We start from the raw sequence: 16499 nt of genomic DNA on the forward strand, positions 1-16499 counted from the left end.
TTACCCTTGTTCACTACTCGCCGCCGGCACCAGGATTTCCCGGTTGCCATTGGATTGCATGGTTGATACCACCCCGCTCTGCTCCATCTGCTCGAGCAGACGGGCGGCGCGGTTGTAGCCGATGCGCAAATGACGCTGCACCAGCGAAATCGAGGCGCGGCGGTTTTTCAGCACCACCGCCACCGCCTGGTCGTACAGGGCATCGGCCTCGCCGCCACCCTCGCCCGGCGCGCCGCCTTCGGCGCCATCGCCTTCCAGGGTGCCGCCTTCGAGGATGCCCTCGATGTAGTTCGGTTCGCCCTGCAGCTTCAAATAGCTGACAACGCGGTGGACTTCTTCATCGGACACAAACGCGCCGTGCACGCGCATCGGCAAGCCGGTGCCGGGCGGCATGTACAGCATGTCGCCCATGCCCAGCAAGGCTTCCGCGCCCATCTGGTCGAGAATCGTGCGCGAGTCGATCTTCGACGAGACCTGGAAGGCGATACGCGTGGGGATATTCGCCTTGATGAGGCCCGTAATCACGTCTACAGATGGGCGCTGCGTGGCCAGAATCAAGTGCAAACCGGCGGCGCGCGCCTTTTGCGCGATACGCGCGATCAATTCCTCGACTTTTTTACCCACCACCATCATCAAGTCGGCCAGCTCGTCGATGATGATGACGATGGTCGGCAGTTTATCCAGTGGTTCCGGCGAGTCCGGCGTAAGGCTGAACGGATTCGGGATGTGTTCTTCGCGCTTTTTCGCGTCGGCAATCTTCGCGTTGTAGCCGGCCAGGTTACGCACGCCCATCTTGCTCATCAGCTTGTAGCGGCGTTCCATCTCGTTCACGGCCCAGTTCAGCGCGTGGCCCGCCTGGCGCATGTCGGTCACGACGGGCGCCAGCAAGTGCGGGATGCCTTCGTAGACGGACATTTCCAGCATCTTCGGATCGATCAGGATCAGGCGCACGTCGAGCGGATCGGATTTGTACAGCAGCGACAAAATCGTCGCATTGATGCCCACGGATTTACCGGAACCGGTGGTACCGGCCACCAGCAAGTGGGGCATCTTGGCCAGATCGGCCACAACGGGCTTGCCGGCGATATCCTTGCCCAGCGCAATCGTCAGGCTGGACACGCCATCGTTGTAGACCTTGGAGCCGAGGATTTCCGTCAGGCGCACGATCTGGCGTTTGCTATTCGGCAATTCCAGCGCCATGTAATTCTTGCCAGGAATGGTTTCCACCACACGAATCGACGTCAGCGACAGCGAACGGGCCAGGTCGCGCGCCAGGCCCACGATCTGGCTGCCTTTGACGCCCGTGGCCGGCTCGATTTCATAGCGCGTCACCACGGGGCCGGGGTAAGCGACCACTACCTTGGCATCCACGCCAAAGTCCGACAATTTCTTTTCGATCAGGCGGCTCGTAAATTCCAGCGTTTCCACGGAGACCGTTTCCACCACGGGCGGCGCCTCATCGAGCAGGGACAGTGGCGGCAGCTTGCCGTCGCCGGGGGTGTCAAACAGATGCGCCTGGCGCTCCTTTTCCACGCGCTCCGATTTCACCACGGTCACCACCTGCGGCTCGATCTTCACGGGCGGCGCGGCCACATGCTTTTCCACATGCTTGGCGCGTTCGATGACCACCACTTCGTCGCGGCGCACGGCGGCCACTTCGCCCTGGCGGCGGTCTTCGCGATCCTGGTAGCGCAGCACGAACCAGTTGAAGGCGTCTTCGATGGCGCCGCCGATGCGTTCGGCCACTTGCAACCAGGAAACGTGGAAGAACAGGCTGAAACCCAGGCCGAACAGCAGCAACAGTAATAAAGTGGCGCCCGTGAAACCGAAGGCCACGTGGGCCGAGTGACCCACCAGCTGGCCCAGCACGCCGCCCGGCTCGCGCGGCAGCTGCACGTGCAGGCTTTTCGCCATGCGCAGGTATTCCAGGCCCATGCTGCCGATCAGCATGATGGAGAAGCCGACGATGCGGATCAGCATCTCGACATGGTGTTCGCGCTCCACCTCTTCCTCTTCCAGCAGGAAGCGCTTACTCAGGCGGCGATAGCCATTCCATACCGTGCGCAGCAGCCAGATGCACCACCACCAGGCGGAAAAGCCGAAGATATACAGCAACAAATCGGAAAAGGTTGCCCCGAGCTTGCCGCCCAGGTTGGCCACCTTGTCGACGGAGGTCGCGTGCGACCAGCCCGGGTCGAGCTTGTTGAAGCTGGCCAGTATCAGCACGAAATACAGGGCAAACGCGGCCAGCGCGAACCAGCGCGCCTCGGACAGCAGCCGCACCAGCCGGTTCGGCAGAGGCCGGCGTTCGACCGGTTTACGGGTGTAGCTATTTTGATTGGCCTGGGCTGGTTTAGTCATTCTGGGAAGCGCTGCAAGGTGATAAATGTTTCTGAAAGGGAATTTCCCATAATAAGGAAGTATTCTAAGCCATATATGCCCGGGACGGCCCCACGATTCGTCGCTACAGGCGGCTTGGTCTATAATCGTGGATTGCTTGCGCAAGCGCAATACGCCCTTGTTCTTCGCGCGTATGCCCCCAATTCGGACAGACCCCACTCATAGAGAAGCCTCCCATGACCACTACCAAACACGCCCGCGTTTTGATCCTCGGCTCCGGCCCAGCCGGCTACAGCGCCGCCGTCTACGCCGCCCGCGCCAACCTGAACCCGATGCTGGTCACCGGCGTGGAACAGGGCGGCCAGTTGATGACCACCACGGACGTGGAAAACTGGCCCGGCGACCCGATGGGCGTGCAAGGCCCGGACCTGATGCAGCGCTTGCTCCAGCATGCCGAGCGTTTCAATACGGAAATCGTGTTTGACCATATCCACACCACTTTCCTCAACGAAAAGCCGATCCGCCTGAAGGGTGACAGCCACGAATACACGTGCGACACCTTGATCATCGCCACGGGCGCATCCGCGCAATACCTGGGCCTGCCATCCGAAGCGGCATTCATGGGCAAGGGCGTGTCCGCCTGCGCCACCTGCGATGGCTTCTTCTACCGCAACCAGGAAGTAGCCGTTGTCGGCGGCGGCAATACGGCCGTCGAAGAAGCGCTGTACCTGTCGAACATCGCCAATAAAGTCACGCTGATCCACCGCCGCGACAAGTTCCGCGCCGAAGCCATTTTGATCGACCGCCTGAACGCCAAGGTTGCCGAAGGCAAGATCGTGTTGAAATATAACCACACCCTGGAAGAAGTGACGGGCAACGACAGCGGCGTGACGGGCTTGAACATCAAGTCGACCATCGACGGCAAGGTCGAAGCATTGAGCGTGCACGGTGTGTTCATCGCCATCGGCCACAAACCGAACACGGGCATCTTCGAAGGCCAGCTGGACATGCACAACGGCTACATCAAGACGAAAACCGGCCTGGAAGGCATGGCCACCGCCACCAGCGCGCCGGGCGTGTTCGCCGCCGGCGACGTGCAAGACCATATCTACCGCCAGGCGATCACCAGCGCTGGCACCGGTTGCATGGCAGCACTGGACGCCCAGCGCTACCTGGAAGGCCAGGAGTAAGCGTCGCATGGCGTCGATGAAAGACTTTGCCGACCTGAAAGCGGTCAGCAAGCAGCTCAAGGAGCAGGCCGATGCGCGCGCGCAAGCCGCGGCTGAGCGCGCCCAGCAGGTCAAGGTGCAGGCCGTGGAAAGCAATCTGTTCAAGGCCAGCATCGGCGGCGTCAAGCGCCTGCCCGAGTCGGACCGCTACGTGCCCAGCCTGCCCAAGGCGGGCGCCATGGCGGCCCAGCAGCCGGCACGCAAGCTGACGCCCGAAGAGGACCATGCAGCCGTGCTGCGCGAGTCGCTGTCGGACTTGTTCGAGGTCGACCATTACCTGGAAAACGATCCGGCCCTGAACTACGCCCGCCCCGGCGTGGGACCGGACGTGGTGAAAAAGATGCGCAAGGGCCACTGGCCCATCCAGGATGAGCTGGATTTGCACGGCTTGCGCCGCGACGAGGCGCGCGACGGCATCGGCGCCTTCTTGAACCAGGCAACGCGGCGCAAGCTGCGCTGCGTGCGCGTGATCCACGGCAAGGGTTTTGGCTCGAAAGGCCAGGAACCGGTCTTGAAATCGATGGTGCACAGCTGGCTCGTGCAAAAGGATGAAGTCATCGCCTTTTGCCAGGCGCGCCGCTCCGAAGGGGGCGATGGCGCCCTTGTCGTATTGCTTTCTTCCGCCCTGCAGCCCATCCGCTGAGCACCGCAGCAAGAAATTACAATTCAGTAACAAGTTAGCCCACGCGCACGGCCCCGTTTGTCACCATTCGGGGCCGTGTCATGTTAACCTGTGACAATTATTTCCTGCTTAGCGTCTCGTGCACGCGCTCCCCCCATGATGCCACCCCAACTACCGCCTGGCTCGCTGATCAAGATCATCGAGGTCATCGCCATCCTGGTGGGCGCATTTTCCGGCTTCATCGAAGCGCGCCGCAAGCGCATGGACCTGGTCGGCGTATTCGTCGTGGCCTTCATCACGGCGTTCGGCGGCGGCACCCTGCGCGACATCCTGCTCGACAAGCGGCCCCTGTTCTGGGTCTCGCACCAGGAATACGCGATTCTGATTTTCGTGCTGGCCCTGACGGCCGCGCCCTTGATCCAGCATTTGCGCCAGATCGTCTCGGAACGCCTGATCGTCATCGCCGACGCCATCGGCCTGGGCATGTTCGCCATCGCGGGCGTGGCCGAAGCGACGCGCGCCGGCATGCCGCTCTTCATCGCCTCGATGATGGGGGTGATTACGGGGATTTTTGGCGGCGTGATGCGCGACATCGTCTGCAATGAAGTGCCGATGGTATTTCGCGACGGCAAACCCTACGCCATCTGCGCCTTTTTCGGCTGCTGGGCATATTTATTGCAGATGCACTTCGGCGCCCAGCACGACTTCGCGCTGTGGACCAGCGCCAGCGGCATCACGATACTGCGCCTGATATGCTGGAAATTCGACATGCGCTTGGGGCGGTGAAGCGCGCTGCTGCGCAATCCGGCAGCTTTGATGGCTCAGCAGCGTCGGCTTACGCGCTGGCGCGCTAAGCCGACCTACGGCCAGACAAGCGATACATCGCGTAGGTCGGATTAGGTCTGAAGGACCGTAATCCGACAACATTGTTGACCCAGACTTACACCGCGTCCGGACCCGTTTCACCCGTGCGGATGCGGATGACTTGCTCCACGTCGCGCACGAAAATCTTGCCATCGCCAATCTTGCCCGTACGGGCCGCCTTGATGATGGCGTCGACCACCAGTTCCGACACGCTGTCGTCCACCACCACTTCGACTTTGACTTTCGGCAAGAAGTCGACCACGTACTCGGCGCCACGGTACAGCTCGGTATGGCCCTTCTGGCGGCCAAAGCCCTTCACTTCCGTCACGGTCAAGCCCGTCACGTTCACATCGGCCAGGGCCTCGCGTACTTCGTCGAGCTTGAATGGTTTGATGATGGCGGTAATCTGTTTCATGGCTACTCCTTAAAATTGTTGGATTGTGGACAGATGGCTGCTTATTCGTAGAATTTCGAGGTAATCGGGTAGCGCCAGTCGCGGCCGAAGCCACGGTGCGTGACGCGGATACCCACCGGCGACTGGCGCCGCTTGTATTCATTGATCTTGATCAGGCGCGTGACCCGGGCCACATCGGCCGGCGGGTAGCCAGCCTCGATAATCTCGGCGATCGGCCGGTTTTCTTCCATGTACAGCTGCATGATGCCGTCGAGTACGTCATACGGCGGCAAGGAATCCTGGTCCAGCTGGTCGGCGCGCAGCTCTGCCGACGGTCCGCGCGTCAGGATGCGCTCGGGAATCACGTCCGAGACACTGTTGCGGTACGCGCACAGGCGGTACACAAGCGTCTTGGCGATATCCTTGATGACGGCAAAGCCGCCCGCCATGTCGCCGTACAGGGTGCAATAGCCGACCGCCATCTCGCTCTTGTTACCCGTCGTCAGCACGATGCTGCCATGCTTGTTCGACAGGGCCATCAGCAAGGTGCCGCGGATGCGCGCCTGGATGTTTTCTTCCGTCGCGTCTTCCGCCAGCCCCGCGAACTCACCGGCCAGGGTGGCGCGGAAGGCGTCGAAGGTTTGCTTGATCGGAATTTCATCGTAGCGCACATTGAGGCGTTTTACCATGTCGCGCGAATCGATCCACGAGATATCGGCCGTAAATTGCGACGGCATCATCACGGCGCGCACCTTGTCGGCGCCCAGCGCGTCGACGGCGATGGCCAGGGTCAGCGCGGAATCGACGCCGCCCGACATGCCGATCAGCACGCCAGGGAAACCATTCTTGCCGATATAGTCGCGCACGCCCAGCACCAGCGCCTGGTACACCTGCGCTTCCGTCGTCAACGGCGTGGCCAGCGGCTGCGGCACGGGCGTGGCGCCGTCGAACTCGACCAGCTGCAAGTCTTCCTCGAAGTGGCGCAACTGGGCGCAAATCGTGCCGGCCGCGTCCATGACGAACGAGTCGCCGTCAAAAATCAGCTCATCCTGGCCACCGACCAGGTTAGCGTACACGAGGGCCATGCCTTGCGCGCTGACGTTCTTGCGCATGGTTTCATAGCGCAGATGCTGCTTGTTCATGTGATACGGCGAGCCGTTCGGCACCAGCAGCACTTGCGCGCCAGCCGCGCGGGCGCGCATCGGCGCGTGCTCGAACCACGTGTCTTCGCAGATATTGATGCCGAAACGCACACCCTTCACGCCAAATACGAAAGCCTGGTCCGCCGAGGTGAAATAACGCTTTTCATCGAAAACGGTGGTATTGGGCAAGTCGTGCTTGCGGTAGGTGCCCAGCACTTCGCCATTGACCAGCACGGAGGCGGCATTGTGGCGCACGCCCTTCTCGTCCTGCAGCGGCAAGCCCACCACCACGTGCAAATCGGTGAACTGCGCCAGGTCCGCGGCCAGCCCCGCAAACGCTTCCTGCGTTTTTGCGTAGAATGCATTGCGCAGTAATAAGTCCTCGGGTGGATAGCCGACCAGCGACAGTTCCGGGGTGAGCACGATATCGGCGCCCGCTTCAAAGGCGCGGCGGGAAAGGTCGAAGATCTTGGCACGGTTGCCGGCCAGATCGCCGACCGTACTATTCATTTGAGCAATTGCGACTTTGACTGTCATGATGATGATGGATATTTTCGTTCTATTAAACAAGACAGGGGCGCGCAGGCCGACGGCGGCGCCCCGAGAGTGATGAATGCACACTACAACAATGAATTATCGCACGGCTATCGTCTCTACCCTGGCTGAAATTGGCGAAGCGGCCTGGTCTGAACTGCTGGCCAGCCAGCAGGATGCCACTCCCTTCCTTTCCTATGCCTTCCTGCAAGCGCTGCACGAGTCCGGCTGCGCCAGCGCGGACACGGGCTGGCAGCCGAATTACCTGGTGCTGTGGCAAGGCGAGACCCTGGCCGCCGCCCTGCCCCTGTACCTCAAAATGCACTCGTATGGCGAATACGTGTTCGACTGGGCCTGGGCCGACGCGTATCAGCAGCATGGCCTGGAATATTACCCGAAACTGTTGTCGGCTATTCCCTTTACGCCCGTGAGCGGCACGCGCTTGCTGGCCCGCGATGGGGAAGCCCGCGCCGCCCTGCTGGCCTTCCTGCAGACGCAGCAGCAAGCCAGCAAGGTGTCGTCCTGCCACATCCTGTTCCCGCCGGAAAGCGAAGCGCGCCAACTGGAAGAAGCCGGCTACCTGATGCGTAGTGGCGTGCAGTTTCACTGGCTCAATCCCGGCTACACGGATTTCGAGCAATTCCTCGCCACCCTGGAACACAAGAAACGCAAGAATATCCGTGCCGAACGGCGCAAGGTGCGCGAAGCGGGCGTGACCCTGCGCCAGGTGCGCGGGGTGGATGCTGTTGATGCCGACTGGAAGCTGTTCCACCGCTGCTACAGCAATACCTATGCGGAACACCGCTCGTCGCCGTACTTAAGCCTGGAGTTCTTCCAGCGCATCGGTGCCAGCATGCCGCAGAACATTTTATTGGTGATCGCCGAACGCGAAGGCCGGGCCATTGCCGCCTCGCTGGTGATCCATACCAAGGACACCCTGTATGGCCGCTACTGGGGCGCGCTCGAGCACGTACCCTGTTTGCATTTCGAGACGGCCTACTACCAGCCGCTGGAATTTTGCATCGCCAACGGCATCGCCACCTTCGAAGGGGGCGCCCAGGGCGAGCACAAGATGGCGCGCGGCTTCCTGCCGCAAAAGACCTGGTCGGCCCACTGGCTGGCGCACCCGGCCTTTGCCGACGCCGTGCAGCGCTTCCTCGAACGCGAACGGGGCGGCATCGATGCCTACCTCGATGAATTGAACGAGCACAGCCCGTTTCGCAGCTAGAAAAGTAAAAACGCTCCCGGCCATCGCTGGCGGGGAGCGTTTTGAACGGTGAGCGGCAGTGAAGCGCCCCGTTATTTATGCTTTTGCAGAATCTGCCTTGTAGGCGGCGACGCCGTTCAGGATTTCTTCCTTGGCCACGTCAGGACCATACCAGCCGTCGATCTTGACCCATTTGCCTTTTTCCAGATCTTTGTAGTGCTCAAAGAAATGCTGGATCTGGCGCAAGCGCAGCTCATTCAGATCTTCCGGCTTTTGCCAGTGGCTGTAGATCGACAGGACCTTGTCGACTGGCACGGCCAGCACTTTTGCGTCTTCGCCCGACTCGTCGGTCATTTTCAGCACGCCGATAGGACGGCAGCGCACGACCACGCCCGGGATCAGCGGGAACGGGGTGATGACCAGCACGTCAACCGGGTCGCCATCCGGCGACAGGGTGTTCGGCACATAGCCGTAGTTGCACGGGTAATGCATGGCGGTACCCATGAAGCGATCGACGAAGATCGCGCCGCTTTCCTTGTCGACTTCGTACTTGATCGGATCGGCATTCATCGGGATTTCGATGACGACGTTGAAATCGTTCGGCAGGTCGCGGCCGGAAGAGACGTTATTCAAACTCATGGGGTTCCTCATTAGCGGATTGTGTTTTAACCGCGCAATTATAGCGAAGTACAGGCGGCTTGTGCGATGCAGCAGCGGCCTGCCGGCGTTTTGCGCAACAAGCCAACAACAGTGGCATGCACGCTCCGCTGGTCACCGCAGCCTGCCAGCGAAAGAATAAACAGGCTGCCGGAAACAATAAGTAGAAACACCTAAGTAATACTACGACCACTCCACAGATAATATCTTGAATACCTGTGAATTTTCATTTCAATATCACCCTGCGGCAGGCAGGGTTATTATAAGGCGAATTGTATTTATTGCAGCGATTTATAACAACAATCTCACCATCATTCATCCCGCGATGTCTTCGCATAATGACGCAGGCGCTTCACCATGCTACGCCGAACGCTTGCGCAGCCCCGCAATCCACTCTTCCAGCATAATATTTGCGCTTATTTGAAGCATGTATTTGATTCAAATAGCTCCCCAGCCAAAAAAGGGCGCGACCAGAAGACAATCAGCAATTCTGATAAACTGTCACATTCTGGTGATTCCAAACTTTGTATATTCTGCAATCGACGCTCTCCCTGAATTCAATATGGCGCATCAACGCGCCACCGATAAATCCTTGCAAAAAGGAATATGATGATTCCCTCTTTCCGGCCCGGTCCTTTATTAAAGGTCACCGGCGTTATTTTCGTTCTGTTCGGCCTCGCCCTGCTGGGCGGCGGCATCTGGCTGGCCACGCTCGGCGGCTCCTGGTACTACTTGCTGGCCGGCATCGGCATGCTGATCGCAGGCGTGCTCGTCTTCAAAGGCAAGCGCAGCGCGCAAGCGTTCATGGCGCTGCTGCTGATCGCCACCCTCATCTGGTCCGTGATTGAAGTGAAATTCGACTGGTGGCAATTGCTGCCGCGCCTGGACATCTGGTTTGTCGCCGCCGTCTGGCTGCTGCTGCCCTTCGTCAGCCGCCGCCTGGCCCCACCCGCCGCCGAGAAACGGCCGCAAGCGGGCAAGATGGCGCTCAGCGCTGCCGTGGCCCTGACCGTCATCGCTGGCGTCATCGCCCTGTTCCAGGATTACCATGACCTGCATGGCGAGGTGCCGGCCGAAAACATGGCCGCCACCGCCGCCGGAGATTTCGCTCCCGGCGTCGAGCACAACGACTGGTCCGCGTATGGCCGCTCCGGCTATGGCGACCGCTATGCGCCGGCCGCGCAAATCACGCCGGCCAATATTTCCGGCCTGAAAGAAGCCTGGACCTACCACACGGGCGACTTCAAGGGTCCGAACGACCCGGGCGAGATCGCCAATGAAGTCACGCCGCTGAAGGTCAATGACATGCTGTACCTGTGCACGCCGCACAATATCGTCATCGCCCTGAACCCGGACACGGGCAAGGAAATCTGGCGCCACGATCCGAAGATCAACCGCGATGCGGCCAGCTACCAGCACATGATCTGCCGCGGCGTGGCCTACTGGGACGTGAACGCGGGGCGTGCCAAAAATAATCCGGCCCCCGAAGCTGCCAGCATGGAATGTCCGCGCCGCATCCTGGCGCCGACCATGGATGGCACCATGATCGCCGTCAACGCCGATACGGGCGAGTCGTGCAAGAGCTTTGGCAACAACGGCGTCGTCAACCTGTATAAAAACATGGCCATGATCAAGCGCGGTTTCCTGATGCCCACGTCCCCGCCGGCCGTGGCGCAGAACGTGGCCGTGATCGCCGCCAGCGTGACGGACAACCATTCGACGGAAGAACCATCGGGCGTGATCCGCGGTTACGATCCCGTCACCGGCAAGCTGCTGTGGAACTGGGACCCGGCCACGCCGGAAGATACCAAGCCCTTCCCTGAAGGCAAGAACTACACCAACAACTCGCCCAACTCGTGGGGCGTGGCCAGCATCGATGAAAAGCTGGGCATGGTGTACATTCCGATGGGCAATGAAACCCCCGATACCTGGGGCGGCAACCGCAACAAGAATGGCGAGAAATTCAACAGCGCCATCGTCGCGCTGGACCTGGCGACCGGAAAAGTGCGCTGGGTGTACCAGACCGTGCACCACGATATCTGGGACATGGATATCGGCGGCCAACCTTCGCTGGTCGACATCGACACGCCGAAAGGCAAAGTTCCCTCGGTTGTTGCCACGACGAAACGCGGCGATATCTACGTGATCGACCGCCGCGATGGCAGCCTGGTCGTGCCGGCGCCGGAAAAACCTGTGCCGACGAGTAATCCTGCCGCTGGCGACACCTTGTCGCCCACGCAGCCGTTCTCCGCCCTGACCTTCTTGCCTGAGCGCAATATCAGCGAAGCGGACATGTGGGGCACCACGCCGTTCGACCAGCTCGCCTGCCGCATCATTTTCAAGGAACGCCGCTATGAAGGCCCGTTCACGCCGCAAACGGCTGGCAAGGGCGCCGTCATCTCGCCGGGCCCCTTGGGCATCTTCGAATGGGGCGGCGCGGCCATCGATCCCGTGCGCCAGTTGTTGATCGTCAACCCTGACTACATGGGCTTCCTGGAAAAACTCGTGCCACGCGCCGAAACGACGGCCAAGGGCGGCACGGGCGGCGAAATGGGCTTGCAGCCACAGACGGGCGTCCCGTTCGCCGTGGAAATCAAGGCCTTTTTGTCGCCACTGGGCTTCCCATGCCAGGCACCGCCGTGGGGCTATGTGGCCGCCGTCGACCTGCGCACCATGAAAAAAGTGTGGATGCACAAGAACGGCACCACGCGCGACAGCGGTCCCGTGCCGATTCCCTTGCCACTGGGCGTGCCCAGCTTGGGCGGCATGGTCACCACCGGTGGCGGCGTGACCTTCCTCAGCAGCACGCTCGACTACTATATCCGCGGCTACGATGTCAGCAACGGTAAAGTACTCTGGAAAGCGCGCTTGCCGGCAGGTGGCCAGGCTACGCCGATGAGCTATGTGTCGAACAAGTCGGGACGCCAGTTCGTCGTCGTCATGGCTGGCGGCCACGGCTCGCTGGGCACGAAGATGAGCGATACCCTGGTCGCGTATGCCTTGCCGGAAGGCACTGCAGTACCGAAGAAGTAAACGTCGAAGAAGTAAAGCTCGAAGAAGTAAAGTAGCAAGGTAACAGCGCAAAAAAAAGCCGTTCAGTCTGCACTGAACGGCTTTTTTACGTCTGATGAAATGGCTTACAGGATGGTCGCCAGCGCGCACTGCCGGTAATGCGCGGCGGCCTGTTCCGTCTGCTGCAAGGCATCGTGCATCTGCGCCAGCTTCAGGTGGGCGTCGCGCACCATTTGCGGCTCGTTTGCGTCCGACAAAGCCTGCTCCAGGTGACGCTGGGCCTTGCCCCACAGTTTTTGCTTGAGGCACAGGGTACCCAGGGTCAGCGCCAGTTCCGCATCCAGCGGACGCTGTTTCATCCATTGCTCGCAATGCTCGATCTGCAGCAGCAGGGCCGGCGTGCCGGCGGGCGCCGCCGCTTCGCGGTAGGCGCGCACGACGCGCTCATCCCAGTCGGCGGCCAGCGACTCTTCGCACACGAGGCGCGCCTCATCGTGCAGGCTGCGCGCATTCAGGGCCGTGGCGGCGCGGCAGGCGATATATGGCTTGACCCGATCGCTGCTGGGCACGGTGGACCAGACGCGCATCAACGATTCGGCGTCATGCGAGGGGTCGGACAGCAAATGGTCGTAGGCCAGCTCGCGCAGGCGCGACGACAGGGCCGGATGCAGGGCGCGGTGCTTGTCGAGCGAACGCACGAGGCGCAGCACTTCCGGCCAGTTCTTCGCCTGCTGCTCGGCCTTCAGCGACCATTGCAGCGCGTGGATATGGCGCGTGCCGCTGGCATTGAGTTCGCGCACGGCCGCCAGGGCCGCTTCCGGCTGGTGGTCGTCGACCAGCAATTCCGTCACCGTCATCAAACGGGCCGTCTTCAGGCTGGCATCGCCTTCGACACGGGCCAGCCAGCTGTCGCGGCGCTCGGACTGGCGCATGCGGTGCGCGGCGCGCGCGCCGATCAGCGCGGCCAGGCCGGCATTTTCTTCCAGCTCGGCGGCGCGCAGGGCGGCTTTTTCCGCATGGCCGAAACGGCCTTCGAACAGGGCTTTCAAGGCTTCGCGCAAGCCCTTGTTGCCATCGCGTTCACGCTTGCGCTGGCGATACGCCGCCACTTGCGCCGGCATGCGCACGGTGCCGCGCACGGCGCGTACCAGCAGGTACAGCAGCACGAACAGCACGACCTGCAGCAGCAGGAAGAAGTTCAGCGACAAATCGATGCGGTACGGCGGATAGAACAGTACCACGTTGCCGGGGTTGAAACGGGCCGTCACGGCGATACCGATCGCCGCGGCCATCAGGGCGAGTAACCAGAGAAATAGACGCATGGGCTCAGGACTTCGCTTTGTAGTTGCGCACAGCCGCCAGGCTGTCGGACAAGGTTGGCATTTCGATGGCCAGGTTGCTGCCCTGCACCTGGCGCAACAGGGCTTGCGCCGTCTGCGTGTTCTTGGCGCGGGTGTCGAAATACTTGGCCAGCGCATCCTGGGCGGCGATCAAGTCATTCCTGAATGCCGTTTCATTGCGCGACAACAAGGCCATGCGGGCATTCAGCAGGCGCAGCTTGACGTTTTCCCGCAAGAAATACGATTGCGTCGGCGACAGCATCAGCGCTTCCGGCGTATCGACCCGGCGGATGCGGATCAATTGACGCACGTCATTCCACATGTCGCCGCTCCAGGTATTGAAGCCGTCGCGCACTGTTTGCAGCAGCGGTTCCGGCGCCGGCGGTCCGACCAGCTTGCCGCTGGCATCGCGCACGGGCTTGGCCTTGGCCTTGCCCGGTTTTTCCGGCGCGGCCGGCAAGGCCGGCGTTTCGTCGGACAGCATCGGCAAGGCGTCGATCTGGGCGATCACGGCGTCGAGGCGCAGGGCCACGCCCGTCGAATCGACGCTGGGCAGGGCCTTGAGTTTTTCCATGTCGCGCCCGATGGCGCGGCGGATGGTGATGAATTGCGGCTTGTCGGAACGCGACAGGCTGCGGTCGGCGTTTTGCAGGGCGATCAGCGCGCCGGGCACGTTGCCGGCCAGTTGCAGCTGCTGGCTGGCCGTCGACAGCACTTGCTCGATTTCCGTCAGCGCCCACTCGTCGCGGTTCTTCGACAAGTCGTTATACAGTTGTTCCAGCGCCAGCTGCTGGCTTTGCGTTTCGCTCTGGCGGTTTTCCAGCGCGCCCACCTTGATTTGCAGCTCTTTCGTGCCTTCTTGCACGTTGCGCGCCAGCACGCCCGTTTCGGCGTTGCTGACATCGCCCTTTTGCAGGCGCTTGGCCACTTCTTCGCGCAGGTTGCGGATCTGCTTGCTGGTCGACCAGCTTTGCGCAGCCAGCAGCACGGCCAGCACGATGACGGCGATGCTCATGGGCTTTTGCAGCTGTTCGAGCAAGGTCGGCGCGCGGCCAGCAGGTTGGTCGGCCGCCTGCGGCGCCGTCTTCACGGCGCTGCCAGGCGTTGCATTCGGTTCGGAGAGTGTAGGCATTTCGTTCATGGTCGTGATTGTAACGCGGCGAGCACTCCTGCGTCGCCTGATCCTGTCAAGGTGACACGGGCAAAACCCAGGGCCGCCGCCGTTTGTGCAATGCGCGCGTGCGGCACGATCAAATGCTGCTGTTGCATTTTCACAACAGCCATCTTTTCATCGCCCATTTCGCCCAGCAGCGCCAGCAAACCGCGCAGCGCTTCCGAGCTGGTGATGATCCAGTCATTATTATGCTGCAACAGGTTTTCCAGGGTCGCGCGCAAGGCTGGCGTCAGCGTTGGCACCTTGCGGCGGTAAGCCGTGACGAACTCGACTTGGGCGCCGGCGGCGCGCAAGCCGTCAGCCAGATAGTCGCGTCCGCCGTCGCCGCGCACGATCAGCACGCGCTTGCCGCGCAGGGCCGGCAAGTCCAGCGCCAGCAACAGATGTTCGGAATCGCTGCGCGCCGTGTCAAACGGGCTGGTGATGCTGGCGTTGGCGTGCGTGACGCCATGCGCGGCCAAGGCCATCTTGCTGCCCTCGCCCACCACGGCCAGCGGCACGCCAGGCGGCCAGGCGGGCAGGTGCGCAAAGACGCAATCGATGGCGTTGGGCGAAACAAACGCCACCAGGTCGTATTGCGCCAGGCGCGCCAGCACGGCTTGCAGCTGCGCGCATTCGTCCTCGCCGTCCAGCGCGTGGATTTCCAGCAGCGGCAGCAGGGTCACGGGCCAGCCCAGCGCCGCAATTCTGGCGGCCAGCGGCCCCGCCTGCGCCGCAGGCCGCGTGATCACCACGCTGTCAGGCATGCGGCGCCAGGCCTTCATGGTTGTCGGGCGTGACCGCGCACGAGGCGAGGATGCCGGCGGCATCTTGCCCGCGCAGCAGTTCGGCTACTTGCTCGCCCAGCTGTTCCGGCGCGCTGGCCGGGCCACTGACGTCGGCGCTGGCCATGCGCGCGCCATCGGGCGTGGCGACCATGGCGCGCAAGCGCATCTGTTCGCCCTCGACGGTGGCAAACGCGGCCAGCGGAATCTGGCAGCTGCCGCCGAAAATCTTCGACACCTTGCGCTCGGCCGTGACGGCTTGCGCCGTGGCCGTGTGGTTCAGCGGCGCCAGCAGGCGCACCAGGTCGGCGCCGTCGACGCGGCCGCTGCGGATTTCGATCGCCATGGCGCCCTGGCCAGCGGCCGGCAGGCTGTCTTCCGGCGCCAGCACGGCGCGGATGCGCGATGCCAGGCCCAGGCGTTTCAGACCGGCGGCGGCGAGGATGATGGCGGCGTAATCGCCACGGTCCAGCTTGCCCAAACGCGTATCGAGGTTGCCGCGCAGTGGCAGGATCGTCAGGTGCGGGTAGCGGGCGGCGATCAGCGACTGGCGGCGCAAGCTGCTGGTGCCGACCACGGCGCCGTGCGGCAGCTCGGCCAGGCTGGCGTAATCGTTCGATACAAACGCATCGCGCGGGTCTTCGCGCTCGAGGATGGCGGCCAGGCTGTAGCCTTCTGGCAACTCCATCGGCACGTCTTTCAGCGAATGCACGGCCAGGTCGGCGCGGCCTTCTTCCATCGCCACTTCCAGCTCCTTGACGAACAGGCCCTTGCCGCCTACCTTGGACAGGGCGCGGTCCAGAATCTGGTCGCCGCGTGTGGTCATGCCGAGAATTTCAACGCTACACTGCGGATACAGGGCGGCCAGGCGCGCACGCACATGTTCAGCTTGCCACATGGCAAGGCGGCTCTCGCGCGTGGCGATCACCAGGCGGGCGGGAATGGTCAATTCGTTCGGGGTCAATTCGGATGCTTTCAAAACAAGTTCTTTCGCTGTGGCTGTCGTTGTCATTATCGTTGCCAATTCGCCCGTCCGATATCAATTTATATCGAAAAGGCACCCGGCGTCGCTATAATCGTTATCCCTTGGCCTAGAAGGCCAAGTCAGGCTAGCGTCCATGTTGAAGACCACAAATTTTATCATGCGCCCCCTCCCCTCTGCGGCCAAACGCCCGGTGCGATCCACATTCCCTTGCTTTTACACTTACTTTGGTTCTTTA

The 16499-nt window shown here is 61.8% G+C and carries 13 protein-coding genes; 5 read left to right on the forward strand and 8 right to left on the reverse strand.

Translation table 11 applies throughout. The features are described 5' to 3' along the window. Positions 1-2361, reverse strand: a complete 2361-nt coding sequence (locus CLU93_RS03200; protein ID WP_099759969.1) for a DNA translocase FtsK — start codon at positions 2359-2361, stop codon at positions 1-3. A 215-nt stretch (positions 2362-2576) separates the two neighbouring features. On the opposite strand from CLU93_RS03200, the gene trxB reads away from it, so the two are divergent. The 3 genes from trxB to CLU93_RS03215 all read left to right on the forward strand — a co-directional run bounded on the left by trxB (position 2577) and on the right by CLU93_RS03215 (position 4977). Continuing rightward, positions 2577-3530 carry a thioredoxin-disulfide reductase gene (trxB, locus tag CLU93_RS03205; RefSeq protein WP_099759970.1) on the forward strand — a complete coding sequence of 318 codons (954 nt, stop codon included), beginning with the start codon at positions 2577-2579 and terminating at the stop codon, positions 3528-3530. A gap of 7 nt (positions 3531-3537) precedes the next feature. Next, complete coding sequence (locus CLU93_RS03210; RefSeq protein WP_071078510.1) at positions 3538-4212, forward strand: Smr/MutS family protein; 675 nt, start codon at positions 3538-3540, stop codon at positions 4210-4212. Between the two features lie 135 nt (positions 4213-4347). Beyond that, positions 4348-4977 (forward strand): trimeric intracellular cation channel family protein, encoded by a 630-nt coding sequence (locus tag CLU93_RS03215; RefSeq protein WP_096234652.1) that lies wholly within the window; start codon positions 4348-4350, stop codon positions 4975-4977. Positions 4978-5131: 154 nt separating this feature from the next. On the opposite strand, the gene CLU93_RS03220 is transcribed toward CLU93_RS03215, so the two are convergent. Both CLU93_RS03220 and CLU93_RS03225 read right to left on the reverse strand, forming a co-directional pair. After that, positions 5132-5470 (reverse strand): P-II family nitrogen regulator, encoded by a 339-nt coding sequence (locus CLU93_RS03220; RefSeq protein ID WP_034758685.1) that lies wholly within the window; start codon positions 5468-5470, stop codon positions 5132-5134. A 41-nt stretch (positions 5471-5511) separates the two neighbouring features. Continuing rightward, positions 5512-7128 carry an NAD+ synthase gene (locus CLU93_RS03225; RefSeq protein ID WP_099759971.1) on the reverse strand — a complete coding sequence of 539 codons (1617 nt, stop codon included), beginning with the start codon at positions 7126-7128 and terminating at the stop codon, positions 5512-5514. A 91-nt stretch (positions 7129-7219) separates the two neighbouring features. On the opposite strand from CLU93_RS03225, the gene CLU93_RS03230 reads away from it, so the two are divergent. After that, a complete protein-coding gene (locus CLU93_RS03230) occupies positions 7220-8353 on the forward strand; it encodes a GNAT family N-acetyltransferase (protein ID WP_099759972.1) in 1134 nt (377 codons plus the stop codon). A 75-nt stretch (positions 8354-8428) separates the two neighbouring features. On the opposite strand, the gene ppa is transcribed toward CLU93_RS03230, so the two are convergent. Continuing rightward, positions 8429-8971 (reverse strand): inorganic diphosphatase, encoded by a 543-nt coding sequence (gene ppa, locus CLU93_RS03235; protein WP_099759973.1) that lies wholly within the window; start codon positions 8969-8971, stop codon positions 8429-8431. Between the two features lie 624 nt (positions 8972-9595). Between ppa and CLU93_RS03240 the strand changes: the two genes are divergently transcribed. Further along, positions 9596-12022, forward strand: a complete 2427-nt coding sequence (locus CLU93_RS03240) for a membrane-bound PQQ-dependent dehydrogenase, glucose/quinate/shikimate family (protein ID WP_257224861.1) — start codon at positions 9596-9598, stop codon at positions 12020-12022. Between the two features lie 104 nt (positions 12023-12126). On the opposite strand, the gene CLU93_RS03245 is transcribed toward CLU93_RS03240, so the two are convergent. The 4 genes from CLU93_RS03245 to hemC are packed head-to-tail and all read right to left on the reverse strand — an operon-like array spanning position 12127 to position 16258. Then, entirely contained in the window at positions 12127-13323 is a 1197-nt protein-coding gene (locus tag CLU93_RS03245) for a heme biosynthesis protein HemY (RefSeq protein WP_099759974.1), read from the reverse strand. A gap of 4 nt (positions 13324-13327) precedes the next feature. Continuing rightward, positions 13328-14482 (reverse strand): uroporphyrinogen-III C-methyltransferase, encoded by a 1155-nt coding sequence (locus tag CLU93_RS03250; RefSeq protein ID WP_099759975.1) that lies wholly within the window; start codon positions 14480-14482, stop codon positions 13328-13330. Then, positions 14479-15261 (reverse strand): uroporphyrinogen-III synthase, encoded by a 783-nt coding sequence (locus tag CLU93_RS03255; protein ID WP_099764209.1) that lies wholly within the window; start codon positions 15259-15261, stop codon positions 14479-14481. The genes CLU93_RS03250 and CLU93_RS03255 overlap by 4 nt, the downstream gene beginning before the upstream one ends. After that, positions 15254-16258 carry a hydroxymethylbilane synthase gene (hemC, locus tag CLU93_RS03260; RefSeq protein ID WP_099759976.1) on the reverse strand — a complete coding sequence of 335 codons (1005 nt, stop codon included), beginning with the start codon at positions 16256-16258 and terminating at the stop codon, positions 15254-15256. The genes CLU93_RS03255 and hemC overlap by 8 nt, the downstream gene beginning before the upstream one ends. Positions 16259-16499: the final 241 nt, after the last annotated feature.

The sequence above is a fragment of the Janthinobacterium sp. 35 genome, assembly GCF_002754575.1.
GTDB lineage: Bacteria > Pseudomonadota > Gammaproteobacteria > Burkholderiales > Burkholderiaceae_D > Janthinobacterium > Janthinobacterium tructae.